The organism is Pseudomonas azotoformans (assembly GCF_900103345.1).
GTDB classification, from domain to species: Bacteria; Pseudomonadota; Gammaproteobacteria; order Pseudomonadales; family Pseudomonadaceae; genus Aquipseudomonas; species Aquipseudomonas azotoformans.
In genome coordinates this window covers 3,659,646-3,673,604 of sequence record NZ_LT629702.1, presented here as the reverse complement: position 1 = coordinate 3,673,604, position 13,959 = coordinate 3,659,646, and the positions used below count along the sequence as shown (strand labels likewise).

At 61.3% G+C, this 13,959-nt stretch carries 14 protein-coding genes; 8 read left to right on the top strand and 6 right to left on the bottom strand.

Annotation, left to right across the window (positions count from 1 at the left end; translation table 11 throughout):
• Positions 1 to 21: 21 nt before the first annotated feature.
• The 3 genes from antC to antA form a co-directional block, all read right to left on the bottom strand.
• The gene (gene antC / locus BLR69_RS16585) at positions 22 to 1,029 is read right to left on the bottom strand and encodes an anthranilate 1,2-dioxygenase electron transfer component AntC (protein ID WP_071496353.1); all 1,008 of its coding nucleotides are present in this window, start codon (positions 1,027 to 1,029) and stop codon (positions 22 to 24) included.
• A gap of 164 nt (positions 1,030 to 1,193) precedes the next feature.
• On the bottom strand, positions 1,194 to 1,685 hold the full coding sequence (gene antB, locus BLR69_RS16580) for an anthranilate 1,2-dioxygenase small subunit (RefSeq protein WP_058425695.1): 492 nt from the start codon (positions 1,683 to 1,685) through the stop codon (positions 1,194 to 1,196).
• Positions 1,685 to 3,076, bottom strand: coding sequence for an anthranilate 1,2-dioxygenase large subunit (antA, locus tag BLR69_RS16575; RefSeq protein ID WP_071496354.1), 1,392 nt, complete (start codon positions 3,074 to 3,076; stop codon positions 1,685 to 1,687). The genes antB and antA overlap by 1 nt, the downstream gene beginning before the upstream one ends.
• Before the next feature lie 312 nt (positions 3,077 to 3,388).
• On the opposite strand from antA, the gene BLR69_RS16570 reads away from it, so the two are divergent.
• A complete protein-coding gene (locus BLR69_RS16570; protein ID WP_071496355.1) occupies positions 3,389 to 4,369 on the top strand; it encodes an AraC family transcriptional regulator in 981 nt (326 codons plus the stop codon).
• Between the two features lie 133 nt (positions 4,370 to 4,502).
• Here the strand turns inward: BLR69_RS16570 and BLR69_RS16565 are convergent, their stop codons facing one another.
• Positions 4,503 to 5,378 carry a LysR family transcriptional regulator gene (locus BLR69_RS16565; RefSeq protein ID WP_071496356.1) on the bottom strand — a complete coding sequence of 292 codons (876 nt, stop codon included), beginning with the start codon at positions 5,376 to 5,378 and terminating at the stop codon, positions 4,503 to 4,505.
• 114 nt (positions 5,379 to 5,492) lie between these two features.
• Here BLR69_RS16565 and BLR69_RS16560 point away from each other — a divergent pair, with 114 nt between their 5' ends.
• From BLR69_RS16560 to catA, 3 genes are read left to right on the top strand one after another with little or no spacing between them, the layout of a single operon-like run.
• Positions 5,493 to 6,620, top strand: a complete 1,128-nt coding sequence (locus BLR69_RS16560; protein WP_071496357.1) for a muconate cycloisomerase family protein — start codon at positions 5,493 to 5,495, stop codon at positions 6,618 to 6,620.
• Between the two features lie 12 nt (positions 6,621 to 6,632).
• Positions 6,633 to 6,923, top strand: a complete 291-nt coding sequence (gene catC, locus BLR69_RS16555; RefSeq protein WP_071496358.1) for a muconolactone Delta-isomerase — start codon at positions 6,633 to 6,635, stop codon at positions 6,921 to 6,923.
• A 41-nt stretch (positions 6,924 to 6,964) separates the two neighbouring features.
• A complete protein-coding gene (catA, locus tag BLR69_RS16550; RefSeq protein WP_071496359.1) occupies positions 6,965 to 7,894 on the top strand; it encodes a catechol 1,2-dioxygenase in 930 nt (309 codons plus the stop codon).
• A 123-nt stretch (positions 7,895 to 8,017) separates the two neighbouring features.
• On the opposite strand, the gene BLR69_RS16545 is transcribed toward catA, so the two are convergent.
• Positions 8,018 to 8,491 (bottom strand): Lrp/AsnC family transcriptional regulator, encoded by a 474-nt coding sequence (locus BLR69_RS16545; protein WP_003176072.1) that lies wholly within the window; start codon positions 8,489 to 8,491, stop codon positions 8,018 to 8,020.
• 144 nt (positions 8,492 to 8,635) lie between these two features.
• Here BLR69_RS16545 and kynU point away from each other — a divergent pair, with 144 nt between their 5' ends.
• Both kynU and BLR69_RS16535 read left to right on the top strand, forming a co-directional pair.
• Positions 8,636 to 9,886, top strand: coding sequence for a kynureninase (gene kynU / locus BLR69_RS16540; protein ID WP_071496360.1), 1,251 nt, complete (start codon positions 8,636 to 8,638; stop codon positions 9,884 to 9,886).
• Positions 9,887 to 10,049: 163 nt separating this feature from the next.
• Positions 10,050 to 11,456 (top strand): amino acid permease, encoded by a 1,407-nt coding sequence (locus tag BLR69_RS16535; RefSeq protein ID WP_071496361.1) that lies wholly within the window; start codon positions 10,050 to 10,052, stop codon positions 11,454 to 11,456.
• Here the strand turns inward: BLR69_RS16535 and BLR69_RS16530 are convergent.
• A complete protein-coding gene (locus BLR69_RS16530) occupies positions 11,402 to 12,292 on the bottom strand; it encodes a LysR substrate-binding domain-containing protein (RefSeq protein ID WP_071496362.1) in 891 nt (296 codons plus the stop codon). The two genes, BLR69_RS16535 and BLR69_RS16530, sit on opposite strands and share 55 nt — an antisense overlap.
• A gap of 182 nt (positions 12,293 to 12,474) precedes the next feature.
• Here BLR69_RS16530 and BLR69_RS16525 point away from each other — a divergent pair, with 182 nt between their 5' ends.
• Both BLR69_RS16525 and BLR69_RS16520 read left to right on the top strand, forming a co-directional pair.
• On the top strand, positions 12,475 to 13,239 hold the full coding sequence (locus BLR69_RS16525; RefSeq protein WP_071496363.1) for a sulfite exporter TauE/SafE family protein: 765 nt from the start codon (positions 12,475 to 12,477) through the stop codon (positions 13,237 to 13,239).
• Between the two features lie 120 nt (positions 13,240 to 13,359).
• The gene (locus BLR69_RS16520) at positions 13,360 to 13,950 is read left to right on the top strand and encodes an NAD(P)H-dependent oxidoreductase (RefSeq protein ID WP_071496364.1); all 591 of its coding nucleotides are present in this window, start codon (positions 13,360 to 13,362) and stop codon (positions 13,948 to 13,950) included.
• Positions 13,951 to 13,959 lie beyond the last annotated feature (9 nt).

Sequence of the window (13,959 nt, the reverse complement as noted above, 5' to 3'; positions counted from 1 at the left end):
ACCCCTCAGAAGTGCTGAGGGTCAGATATTACTCTGCGTGAACTTTTCGTAATACAACTGAACGCCATCAAGTGCCTGATCCGCCAGCCATTGTTGGACGGATTCGACCATCGGAGGGGGGCCGCACAGGTACATATCCGCCGATCTGTCCCGCAATTCGGCCAGGTCGAAATGCGCGGTGAGGTAGCCGCGCTTGCCGGGCCATTCGTCCGAGGGCGCGCTGAGCACTTCGGTGTAGCGAAAACCCGGGATTTTCGCGGCGTAGGCCTGGATGCGCGCCGCTTCGCACAAGTCTTCTGCGCCACGCACGCCGTAGTACAGGTGCACCGGTTGGTCGCAACCATTCGCGGCCAGTTCATCGAGCATACCCAGCAACGCCGATAACCCGGTGCCGCCCGCCACCAGCACCAAGGGCTTGGTGACATGGCGCAGGTAGAAGGCGCCGAGTGGCGCTTCCATCCTCAGTTCATCGCCGACCTGGCAGCGCCCGCGCAGGTAGTTGCTCATCACCCCATCGGGCAGCAGGCGCACCAGGAATTGCAGTTGATTGCCTGGCAGGTTGGCGAAGGAATACGAGCGCCAACTCTCCGTGCCAGGCACTGACAGGCGCGCATATTGGCCCGGCAGGAAATCCAGTGCCTGATCCAACTGCACCTGCAGGATCGCTGTGCTGGCTGACACCTGCTCCACCGCGCTTACGGTGCCCTTGAGCTGAACCGGCCCCGGCGCATTGCACAAGCTCGAATCAAAGTCGAAGTAGAACGTCGCGTCGGACTTCACCCGCGTCTGGCAACTGAGCATCTTGCGCTGTTGCAGGTCGAGGCTGGACAGCGCTTCTTCGTCGACATAGTCCTGGCTGTACTCGCCGGATTCGCAACGGCCCTGGCAGGTGCCACACACGCCTTCGCGGCAGTCCAGGGGGATTTTTATGCCATTGCGCAGCGCGGCATCCAGCAGGATTTCATGGGCGCCCACCGGGAAAAACAAGGTTTTGCCGTCGGCAAAACTGAAGGCTACTTTGTGATTCATCCACAGGACTCCGTGGGTATGCAAGGGTTGGAAACGGCACCTCTCACTGTAGGAGCGAGCTTGCTCGCGAAAAACTTGAGACCGCCGCGGGCATCCAGCACGCCCGCGTTATCGTTGGCGTTTTTCGCGAGCAAGCTCGCTCCTACAGTAGGGGGATGTGTCGGTCAGAGGTGATAGAAATCCAGCACCGAGTTGATGGTGTCGTTGAGCAGCAGCGCGTGCTTGCGGGTGATCAACCAGCTGTCGCCTTCAGGTTTCAGGGTGTAGGTGGCGTGGCCGTAAAACTGCTCTGAAGTGGCCAGGCGATAGAACAGCGTGTGCCAGTTCAGCTTCACCTCCAGCGTGCCATCCGCCTGTTCGGCGATGCGCACGTTGTTGATCAAATGCAAGGTTCGTGGCATCGGTGTGGCCGACGCCGCCTTGCCGGTGCGCAGGCGGAACACGCGGTCTTCCAGGCCCGAGCGGTTGGCGTAGTAGATCAACGACATCTCGCGCTTGGGGTCGCGGGTGTAGACGTGCTCCGAGTCCCATTGCGGCAGGTGGAATTCACTCTGCGGGTCGAACAGCTGCACATAGGCGTCCCAGTCCTGGGCGTCGCACAACTCGGACTTGCGGTAGAAGAACTGCTCGATCCGGTACTGCAATGGGGCATTCATTATTTCACCTCCCGCAGTTTCAGCGCTTGTTGATCGAGGCCGTTGAGCAGGAACTGCTGCCAGTTGCGGTGCTGGTTCACATAGAGGCCTTCATGGGTGAACTCGGTGCCGGTCATGGCCGGTTGAATGCCGATGGCTTCGCTGTTTGGCGTGGGGCCGGTTGCCCAACGGTGGCTGCCACGGGAGATATCGCTCCAGCGCTCCAGGCGGCCCTGGAACCCGCGCTGGGCTTCGCGGAACTCCACCAGGTCATCCGGCGTGCCCATGCCGGACACGTTGAAGAAGTCCTCGAACTGGCGAATGCGGTTTTCGCGGTCAGCGTCGGACTCGCCCTTCACTCCCAGGCACTGGCTGATGATCTCGGTCTTGTTCCACGCCACCGGGCGGATGATGCGCAGCTGCGAGCTGATCTGGTCGAGGAAGAACAGGCTCGGGTAGATATTCAGGTTGCGCAGGCGATGCATCATCCACTCGGCCTTTTGCTGGCCGTGTTCCTGCACCAGGCGCGGCATGATGGTGGCGTAGCCGGAGCGCACGCTGGGGTTGGGCATGTCGCTGAACAGCACACTGTGTCCGTTGTTGAAGGCGAACCAGCCGTCATCGGTATTGGCATCGCCGGCGCCGAGCTTGCTGTAGTCCAGGGTGCTGCCGGCGCCTGTGCCGTTCTCGGTGTTCACCTGCTGGCGATGCTGCACCGTGGCCACGTAGTTGTAGTGCACGGTGCTGACGTGATAACCGTCCAGGCCGTTTTCGTTCTGCAGCTTCCAGTTGCCGTCGTAGGTGTAGGCGGATTTGCCCGGCAGCACTTCCAGCTCACCGCTGGCGGACTGGGCGACCATCATGTCGAAGAACACTTTGGCATCGCCGAGGAAATCTTCCAGGCTGTCGCTGCCATTCACGTCCAGGCTGATAAACACGAAGCCCTTGTAGCTCTCGATGCGCGCCTTTTTCAGGCCGCGTGTGGCTTTGTCGAAACCCTCCGGGTATTCCCCCGGCGCCTTGACCTTCACCAACCGGCCATCGCTCTTGTAGCACCAGGCGTGGAACGGGCAGGTAAAAGTGGATTGGTTGCCCTTGCCGACCCGCGTCAACGTGGTGCCACGGTGCTGGCAGGCGTTGATCAACGCATTGAGGCGGCCTTCGCCATCGCGGGTGATGATCATCGGCTGGCGCCCGGCGCGCATCGTCACGAAGTCGTGGTTGTTGGCCAGTTCGCTTTCGTGGCAGGCATAGATCCAGTTCTTTTCGAAGATCAGTTCCATCTCCAGATCGAACAGTTCCGGCTCGGTGAACATGTCGCGGGCGATGCGGAACACTTCATCCACCGGGCGAAAGTCCAGGCAACCTTCGATAAACGTTTTCCATTGCTCGACGCTTCTTGCACCACTCATGGGAGGCACCTTTTTGATAAGGGCTAATCGGTGGTTTATTAGAGGCAGCGGGGCAGGGTGCGGGCTATCCGCTTAGTGGGGGAACCTGCGCCGGATAATTGGGCAGCAAATACCCAACCCGGTGCAGGAAGGTGACGGGATGCGCTACTGTCTTGCAGGGCAATGGCCGGAAAAAACGGTGGTTTATCCACTTAGTCGACTATTGCTATCCACCCGCTGGCCATTGCGCCGGCGTGGCGCATTATTTGCTGTCGAACAACAACGACGCGCCGCCAGAGCGCGCAACAGCCTAACCGCCGTGGGTGCACCCTGATGAGCAGCCAAACGATTCAACGCTTCGACCTGGAAGGCGCCCGCAGCTGGATGTCCGGCATCTGCGGGCCCCACCGCCTGGCCACCAATACGCCGGAGCGACTGCGCTTTCACCACAGCGCCAACGTGTTCAAGTCCCGCGCCACCACCCTGGGCGTGATCGAATACGGCACCGACGTGACCATCGACATCGAAGACGCCGAGCACTTCAGCAGCTACAGCCTGAGCCTGCCGCTGGTGGGCGAGCAGGAGTTGAGCAAGAACGGTGAGCGTCTGAGTTCCAACCGCGACCAGGGCGTGATCATCTCGCCCAACGAGCATCAGGTGCTGGCGATTTCCGGTGATTGCCGCAAGCTGCAGGTGGTGATCACGCGGGCGGCGATGAGTGAATCGCTGGAAGGTTTGCTGCAACGGCCGATTGAGGCACCGCTGCGCTTTGAGTCGGTGATGGATGCAGTGGGCGGTGCTTCGGCATCGTGGTGGCGCATGGCGCGTTACTTCATCGCCGAGCTGGAGCACGGCAGCGAGTTGTACGAGCAGGCCGCTTTTACCCGCGACCTGGAAAGCTCGCTGATCAAAGGCCTGATCCTGGCCCAGCCGAACAACTACTCCGAAGAACTGCGCGATGTCCTCGGCGTGAAGCTGCCGCATTACCTGATCCGTGCGCGGCAGTACATCCATGACAACGCTCGGGACGCCGTGCACCTGGAAGACCTGGAAGCCGCTGCGGGGGTGTCGCGGTTCAAGTTGTTCGATGCCTTTCGCAAATACTTTGCCCTGTCGCCGATGGCCTATTTGAAGAAGCATCGGCTGTGCGCGGTACGCCAGGAAATCCTCGAGCACGGCTCTACCCGCACCATTTCCGAAATCGCCCTGGGCTGGGGCTTTACTCACCTGGGGCGGTTCTCGGCGGAGTATCGCAAGCTGTTCGATGAGTCGCCGAGCCAGACCTTGCAGCGCAAGCGTCTGCGCACTACCTGAACTCGATGAAGATCCAAATGTGGGAGCGGGCTTGCTCGCGAAAGCAGTGTGTCAGCCAATATATCCGGCGACTGGCAGACCGCATTCGCGAGCAAGCCCGCTCCCACAGTGGAGATGTGGTGTTGGGTAGATGTCAGATCAACGCTTCCACCAGTTGCAGGCAATGACTGAGGCCCGGCGACTGGTCATTCACCCGTCGGCTGAGGATGATCGGCGAGGTCGCGGTGGCCTCCACCACCGGCGTGTAGCCGATGTCTGCGCGGTGCAGCACCTGCACCGAGGCGGGTACCAGCGTCACACCCATGCCAGCGCCGACCAGGCCGATGGCGGTCTGCAATTCGTTGGTCCATTGCGCCACCTTGAGGCTCAGGCCATGGGCGTCGAACAGCGCGATCACATGGTCGGCATAGCTGGGGCGTGGGTTGCCGGGGTAGAGCACAAAGGGCTCGGCAGCCAGTTGGGCGAGGGTGGCGGGCGCATCGAGCAACGGGTGGCCGGCGGGCAGTACGGCGACCAGCCGGTCTTCCACCAGCACGCGCTGGACAATGGCCGGGTCGTCGATGCGAATCCGCCCGAACCCCACATCAATGCGCCCGGCCTTGAGCGCTTCGACCTGTTGCAAGGTGGTCATCTCCGACAGCCCCAGTTCCAGCTCCAACGCCTCATGGGTACGCAGTCGGCGGATCAATTCAGGCAGCACGCCGTACAGGGTCGACGGCGCAAAACCTATGCCCAGCCACGTCTTCTTGCCCTGGCCGATACGCCGGGTGTTGTCACAGACCTTGTTCAATTGCTCCAGCAGCACGTTGGCGTGTTCATAAAAAAACCGCCCGGCCTCGGTCAGTCGCAGCGGTCGGCCACGCTCCAGCAGAATCACGCCCAGCTCATCCTCCAATTGCTGGATCTGCCGGCTCAATGGCGGCTGGGCGATGTGCAGGCGTTCGGCGGCGCGGGTGAAGTTCAGGGTTTCCCCCAGCACCTGGAAGTAGCGCAGGTGACGCAGTTCCATGACGGCTCCTTTCATACCTTGAGGGTATTGTGTGAGACCCATTCTATATTGGAAGCCTTGAAAAATACGGCACAGAATCGGCTAAAACCTATAAAGAACCCAACGGGTATTGCCATGCCGATTTGCGCCATCGAGGCGATCGAGACGATCATCGTCGACCTCCCCACCATCCGCCCGCACAAGCTGGCGATGCACACCATGCAAAACCAGACCCTGGTGGTCATCCGCCTGCGCTGCGCCGACGGCATCGAAGGCATCGGCGAAGCCACCACCATTGGCGGCCTGAGCTACGGCAATGAAAGCCCCGACAGCATCAAGGTCAACATCGACCGGCACTTCGCGCCGCTGCTGATCGGCCAGGACGCCAGCAACATCAACGCGGCCATGTTGCGCCTGGAGCGCAGCATCCGTGGCAACACCTTTGCCAAGTCCGGTATCGAAAGCGCCTTGCTCGATGCCCTCGGCAAACGCCTGAACATGCCGGTCAGCGAGCTGCTCGGCGGGCGCGTGCGCGACGCGCTGCCGGTGGCCTGGACCCTGGCCAGCGGCAATACCGAAAAGGACATTGCCGAGGCCGAAAAGATGCTCGACCTGCGCCGCCACCGTATCTTCAAATTGAAGATCGGTGCGGGCGAGGTCAGCCACGATCTGGCCCATGTGATCGCGATCAAAAAGGCCCTGGGCGACCGCGCCAGCGTGCGCGTCGACGTCAACCAGGCCTGGGACGAAGCGGTGGCACTGCGGGCGTGCAAGGTGCTTGGCGACAACGGCATCGACCTGATCGAACAGCCCATCTCGCGCAATAACCGAGGCGGCATGGCGCGGCTCAACCTGTCGAGCCCGGCGCCGATCATGGCAGATGAGTCCATCGAGTGCGTCGAGGATGCGTTCAACCTGGCCCGCGAAGGCGCGGCGTCGGTGTTCGCCCTCAAGATCGCCAAGAACGGCGGCCCACGTGCCGTGCTACGCACCGCCGCGATTGCCGAAGCGGCGGGTATCGGCCTGTACGGCGGCACCATGCTCGAAGGTGGCATTGGCACTCTGGCGTCGGCGCATGCCTTTCTTACGCTGAACAAACTGGCGTGGGACACCGAACTGTTCGGCCCGTTGCTGCTCACCGAAGACATCCTCACCGAACCGCCGGTGTACCGCGATTTCCAGCTGCACATCTCCACCGCACCGGGCCTGGGCCTGGCCATCGATGAAGAGCGCCTGGCGTTCTTTCGTCGTGACAAACACTAAGAGGCGCCTGCCATGTTGTTCCACGTAAAAATGACTGTGAACCTGCCGCTCGACATGAACCCCGAGCGTGCAGCCAGCCTCAAGGCCGATGAAAAGGCCCTGGCGCAGCGCCTGCAACAGGAAGGCAAATGGCGCCACCTGTGGCGCATCGCCGGGCACTACGCCAACTACAGCGTGTTCGATGTCGACAGCGTGCAGGCACTGCATGACCTGCTGATGCAACTGCCGCTGTTCCCCTACATGGCTATCGAAGTGAACGCCCTGTGCCGGCACCCGTCGTCGATCCATGAAGACGACCGCTAGGCCGGTTTCCAGACTAATAACTACAAGATGAGGAATGCACCATGTCCATCCGACTGTCCCAGACTGCCCATGCCCAACAGTTTCTCGAAGAAGCCAGCGGCAACCTCAACGACGCTGGTAACCCGCGTACCAAGGCGCTGATCTACCGGATACTGCGCGACACTGTGAACATCATCGAAGACCTGGAAGTGACCCCGGAAGAGTTCTGGAAGGCGGTCAACTACCTCAACGAGTTGGGCAAGCACCAGGAAGCCGGATTGCTCGCCGCCGGGCTGGGCCTGGAGCATTACCTGGACTTGCTGATGGACGCTGCCGACGAGGAAGCCGGCAAATCTGGCGGCACGCCGCGCACCATTGAAGGGCCGTTGTATGTGGCCGGGGCGCCGTTGAGCAAGTACGAGGCGCGGCTGGATGATGGCAAGGACGTCGCGGTGCCGCTGTTCATGCGCGGGCAGGTGCGTGACACCGATGGCAAGCCGCTGGCGGGGGCGATTGTGGACGTGTGGCAGGCCAATACCGGCGGTACTTATTCTTGGTTTGATCCGAGCCAGTCCGAGTTCAACCTGCGCCGCCGCATCGAGACCGACGCCCAGGGCAACTACCGGTTCCGCAGTATCGTGCCGTCCGGCTATGGCTGCCCGCCAACCGGGCCGACCCAGCAACTGCTCGATCAACTGGGGCGCCACGGGCAGCGGCCGGCGCATATCCACTTCTTCATTTCGGCGCCGGGGCATCGGCACCTGACCACACAGATCAACCTGTCGGATGACCCGTACCTGCATGACGACTTTGCCTATGCGACACGGGATGAGTTGATTGCCGAGATTCGCTTCAGCGACGACCCGCAACTGGCGCGGGAGTTTGGCGTGGAAGGGCGGTTTGCGCAGATCGATTTTGACTTTGAGCTGCAGGTGGCGGAGGCGCCGGTGGAGCAGAAACGCATGCAGCGCGTGCGTGCCTTGGAGGATTGAACGCGGTTAAAACATGTGGGAGGGGGCTTGCCCCCGATAGCGGTGTGTCATTGAACAGTTCAGCCACTGACACTCCCTCATCGGGGGCAAGCCCCCTCCCACATTTGACCGATGGTGTTGCGGTTATTTGCGTACCACCAAGTCCAACACCTCATCGCGATCCTTGATCTTCTGCAACACAATCTCCGAGCGGATATCCATCACCCCCGCCGTGCGGTTCAGGTGGTTCACGATAAAGTCTGAAAAGTGCTTGAGGTTGCGCGCTTGCACCCGCAGCACATAGTTGCTGGCGCCGGTGATCACGTAGGCGCTGGCGACCTCCGGCCAACCTTGCACCTTCTTGATGAACGTCTCGTGCCAATCCTCCACATCCTGACGCAACGACAGGTGCACGATGGCCTCCAGCTCGATCCCCAACTGCTCCGCGTTCAACACCGCACGGTAGCCGCTGATGATGCCCTCGCTCTCCAGCAGGCGCAGACGGCGCAGGCACGCGGACGGTGACAGCGCGACTTTTTCGGCCAATTCCTGGTTGCTGATGCGGCCATCCTGTTGCAGGAAATGCAGGAGGCGCAGGTCGGTGGCGTCGAGAATCATGGTTAGAATAAATCCGCGTGTTTGGGGGTTAAATTCGAATTTCCTACAGCTTAATTAGCCTGATGCCCGCCACTTTGCACGAAAATTCTCTAAAAGTTCGTTCATTATTTGGTCCATCCTTACCTATAAAAACCAGGACAACCCATGACCACTCGAAGCCACTGCCAAGCCCTCGACGAACAGGACCCGCTGGCGCCATTGCGCCGCCAGTTTGCGTTGCCAGAGGGGGTGATCTACCTCGACGGCAATTCCCTCGGCGCCCGCCCGGTGAAGGCATTGGCACGGGCTCAGGCGGTGATTGCCGAAGAGTGGGGCAATGGCCTGATTCGCAGTTGGAACAGCGCCGGCTGGGCGGACCTGTCCCAGCGCCTGGGCAACCGCCTGGCACCGCTGATCGGCGCGGGCGACGGCGAAGTAGTGATCACCGATACCACCTCGATCAACCTGTTCAAGGTGCTCAGCGCTGCGTTGAGCGTACAGCGCCAACGCCAGCCAAATCGCAAAGTGATCGTCAGCGAGGCGAGCAATTTTCCCACCGACCTGTACATCGCCGAGGGCTTGGCCGAACTGCTGCAACAAGGCTATTCCCTGCGCCTGGTGAACAGCCCAGATGAATTGCCCGGGGCCATCGACCAAGACGTGGCGGTGGTGATGCTCACCCACGTCAACTACAAGACCGGCTACATGTACGACATGCAGGCGCTCACCGCCCTGAGCCATGAGTGTGGCGCGCTGGGTATCTGGGACCTGGCGCACTCGGCAGGCGCGGTGCCCATCGACCTGCATCAGGCCGGTGCCGATTATGCGATTGGCTGCACCTACAAGTATCTCAACGGCGGCCCGGGCTCCCAGGCGTTTGTGTGGGTCAACCCGGCGCTGGTGGATGTGGTGCGCCAGCCGTTGTCGGGTTGGTTCGGGCATACCCGGCAGTTCGCCATGGAGTCGACGTACGCACCGAGTGCCGGCATCGCCCGTTACCTGTGCGGTACCCAACCGATCACCTCGCTGGCCATGGTGGAATGTGGGCTGGAGATTTTCGCCCAGACCGATATGGCGAGTCTGCGCAGCAAGTCCCTGGCGTTGACCGATCTGTTTATCGCATTGGTCGAAGCACGTTGCGCTGCTCATGAGCTGGTGCTGATCACCCCGCGTGAACACGCCCGGCGCGGCAGTCATGTGAGCTTTGAACACCCCGAAGGCTATGCGGTGATCCAGGCCCTGATCGCCCGTGGCGTGATCGGTGACTACCGCGAGCCGCGCATCATGCGCTTTGGGTTTACACCGTTGTACACAAGCTTTACCGAGGTGTTTGACGCTGTGGAAATCCTGGGTGAAATCCTCGACAACCGCACCTGGGACCAGGCGCAATTCAAAGTCCGCAACAGCGTCACCTGACCACAACGCAGATAAAAATGTGGGAGGGGGCTTGCCCCCGATTGCAGTGTGCCAGCCAATACAGCGTTGACTGATCCACCGCTATCGGGGGCAAGCCCCCTCCCACAGGGAATCTGTGACAACAGTTCAATAGTGCAATCACAATAATAAAGGGGCACACCACGTGACTACGCCAGACACCGGCTTTGCCGAGATCACCCACCGCGAACTGGGCCTGCGGCGCCAGCTCACTTCCGGCCAGATGAGCATGATCGCCATCGGCGGCGCCATTGGCACCGGGCTGTTCATGGGCAGCGCCTACGCTATCGGGTATGCCGGGCCCAGTGTGCTGGTGAGCTACGCCATCGGCGCGTTGATCACCTTGCTGCTGATGGGCTGCCTGGCGGAGATGACGGTGGCGCATTCCACCTCGGGCTCGTTCGGCGCCTATGCCGAGTTCTACATCAGCCCGCTGGCCGGTTTCCTGGTGCGCTACGCCTACTGGGCGGCGATTGTGCTGGCGGTGGGCGCCGAGGTTACGGCGGTGGCGATGTACATGAAGTACTGGTTCGCCAACGTGCCGGAATGGGTGTGGATCGTGTCGTTTTCCAGTGTGCTGATCCTGCTCAATGCCATCAGCGTGAAGACCTTCGGCAACTTCGAATACTGGTTCTCGACGATCAAGATCAGCGCCATCGTCGGCTTCATCATCCTCGCGGTGTACGTAGTGTTCGGTTCCGGGAACCCGGAGTACGGCGTGCAGAACTACACGGCCCACGACGGTTTTTTCCCCCATGGCCTGAGCGGCATGTGGATCGCAGTGATCGTGTCGATCTTCAGCTACCTGAGTGTGGAGATGATTGCCGTGGCCGCCGGTGAAGCCGCCGACCCGGAGCAGGCGGTGAAGAAAGCCTTCCGTGCGACCATCGTGCGCCTGGTGGTGTTTTACCTGCTGACCCTGGCGCTGATGCTGGCCATCGTGCCGTGGAACCAGGCCGGGCAGACCCAGAGCCCGTTCGTCACGGTGATGCAGACCATCGGCATTCCCGGTGCTACCGGCGTGATGAACTTCGTGATCCTGATCGCGGCGCTGTCGGCCATGAACAGCCAGCTCTACATCACTACCCGCATGATGTTCAGCCTGTCCCGCGCCGGCTTCGCGCCCAAGTCCATGGGCGCCTTGAGCAAGAGCGGCATACCGCTGAACGCGTTGCTGCTGTCCAGTTCGGGCATCGCCCTGGCGACGTTGCTCAACGTGGTGTACCCGGAAAGTTCGTTCACCCTGATGATGGCAATCTCGATGTTCGGCGCGATCTTCACCTGGTTCATGATCTTCCTAACCCACCTGTTCTTCCGCCGCTATCGTCAGCGCCACGGCGGGCCGAAGCTGTCGTTCCAACTGCGCTTGTTTCCCTACAGCACCTTGCTGGGCCTGGTGCTGATGGGCGCGGTGATGATCACCACGTATTTCACCGAGGCGTTCAAGATGACGCTGGTGTTTGGCGTGCCGTTCCTGCTGATTCTGTCAGCGGTGTATTACGGGTTTTTCCGCAAGGGCAGGGCCAAGGCGTCGAGCAAGGCCTTGGCGTAACCGGGCAGGAGTTCGAACGAGCGCGCACATAACAACAGCTTCCGGCAGGCCCATTCTTCTTGCAGGGGGTGGACTTTGAAACTGGATGCCAGCGGCCAGCGCTCCAGTGCCGCCTGGGGCACGATACCCAGGCCGGCGCCGCGGGCGACCATGCGGATCACCCCATCAAACCCCTCGGCGCGGATGCGCGTTTGCAGGCGGAAACCTGCGTGCAATGCCTGTTCTTCGAGGTAAACCGTCAACGCGCTGTGGGCGGCGAGGCCGACAAAGTCGTGTTGCAGGCTATCGATAAAGCTCCCTGCGGTGAACGGATGATCCAGCGGTGTGATCAGCACCAGCGGGTCATCGCGAAACGGCAGGGTCTGCAGGCCGTGGGTGTCTACCGCGTCGGAAATGATCCCGAGGTCCGTCGTGCCCTGGCGCAAGGCCTGGGTGATGCGCAGGCTCGGCAGTTCCTGCAAGTCGATGTCGAGGTTGGGGTGTTCGCGCAAAAAGTCTGCCAGCAACTCCGGCAGGTATTCGCTGAGGGCGGTGGTGTTGCACAGCAGGCGCACCTGGCCCTTGATGCCGTTGGCGTATTCCGCCAGGTCCTGTTGCAGGTGCTCGGCCTGTTGCAGCAGTAGTCGGGCATGGCGGGCCAGGGCTTTGCCGGCGGGTGTTGGGGTAACGCCACGGCGGCCACGTTCAAGAAACGCGATACCCAGCGAAGCCTCCATCGCCCGGATACGCGCACTGGCGGCAGCCAGGGACAAATGGCTGCGCCCGGCACCGGCGGTGATGTTGCCGGTGTCGAGGATGTGCAGATAGAGGCGCAGGTCGATCAAGTCAAAGTGCATGCCGGTGTTCTCGGGTGACTGGACTGGCCCCTTCGCGAGCAAGCCCGCTCCCACCTTTGGAATGCATTCCAAAGGTGGGAGCGGGCTCGCTCGCGAAGGCGGCATCAACCTCTCATAAAACAAGAGTCTGCCTCAGTATATGGCGAATTTTCGACCTCATCGAAAAACCGCACAATCGCCCCATGAATACCGTCCTCGCGTTCTACCAACATATCGGCCCCGCCCTGACACTGCTGGTGATCGGCACCTTCATGCTCGCCGGCACCGTCAAGGGGGTGATTGGCCTGGGCTTGCCGACAGTCTCCATGGGCTTGCTCGGCCTGGCTATGCTACCGGCGCAGGCTGCGGCGTTGCTGATCATCCCTTCGACGATCACCAACCTGTGGCAACTGGCGTTCGGCGGTCATTTGAGTGCGTTGCTCAGGCGCTTGTGGCCGATGCTGCTGCTGATCTTCCTCGGCACTGGGCTGGGCACGTTGTGGCTGGGCATGAGCGGGGGAAGCTGGGTGGGCCATGCGTTGGGCGGGGCGTTGCTGGTGTATGCACTGAGCGGTTTGTTCCTGCCGACGTTCAACGTAAATCCTGCGACTGAACGTTGGCTGGGCCCCGTGTGCGGGGTGATCACCGGCATCATCACCTCGGCGACCGGTGTGTTCGTGATTCCTGCCGTGCCCTATCTGCAAGCACTGGGCCTGAACCGCGATCAGCTGGTGCAGGCGTTGGGGCTGTCGTTCACTGTTTCCACCCTGGCATTGGCCGCAGGTCTGGCCTGGCGCGGCACGCTCGGTGGCGGTGAAATCAACGCGTCGGTGCTGGCGCTGGTGCCGGCGCTGTTGGGCATGTGGCTGGGTCAGGTAGTGCGTCAGCGCATCAGTGCGGTGTTGTTCAAGCGCGTATTTTTCATCGGCATGGCGTTGTTGGGCGGCCATCTGCTGATCAGCGGTTAACAATGCGCAGGTGATTCGTGCTTTTTGGTCAAATGTATTTTGCCGTACCGCCGCTTATTCCGAGGGGCCAATGTCGATAGCCTGCCGGCAGACATTGTTAACCCCTCTGGATACCCTCCCATGAAAAAAGTCCTCTTGCTCAACGGCGGCAAAAAGTTCGCTCACTCCGATGGCCGCTACAACACCACCCTGCATGACACCGCCGTGGCGGCGTTGGATCGTGCTGGCATCGACGTCAAGGTCACCCACATCGACGAAGGCTACGACGTGGCCGAAGAAGTCGGCAAATTCCTCTGGGCCGATGTGATCATCTACCAGATGCCCGGCTGGTGGATGGGCGCACCGTGGATCGTCAAGAAGTACATCGACGAAGTCTTCACCGAAGGCCACGGCAGCCTGTACGCCAGCGACGGCCGCACCCGCTCCGATGCCTCACAGAAATACGGCAGCGGCGGCCTGATCCACGGCAAACAGTACATGCTCTCGCTGACCTGGAACGCGCCGCAGCAAGCCTTCGACGACCCGACCGACTTCTTCGAAGCCAAGGGCGTGGACGCGGTGTATTTCCCGTTCCACAAGGCCAACGAGTTCCTCGGCATGACCGGCCTGCCCACGTTCCTGTGCGTGGACGTGATGAAACGCCCGGCCATCGAAGCCGACGTGGCGCGCTACGAGCAGCATCTGGCGCAGGTGTTCAAATTCTCGGTGTAAGCTGCGCTG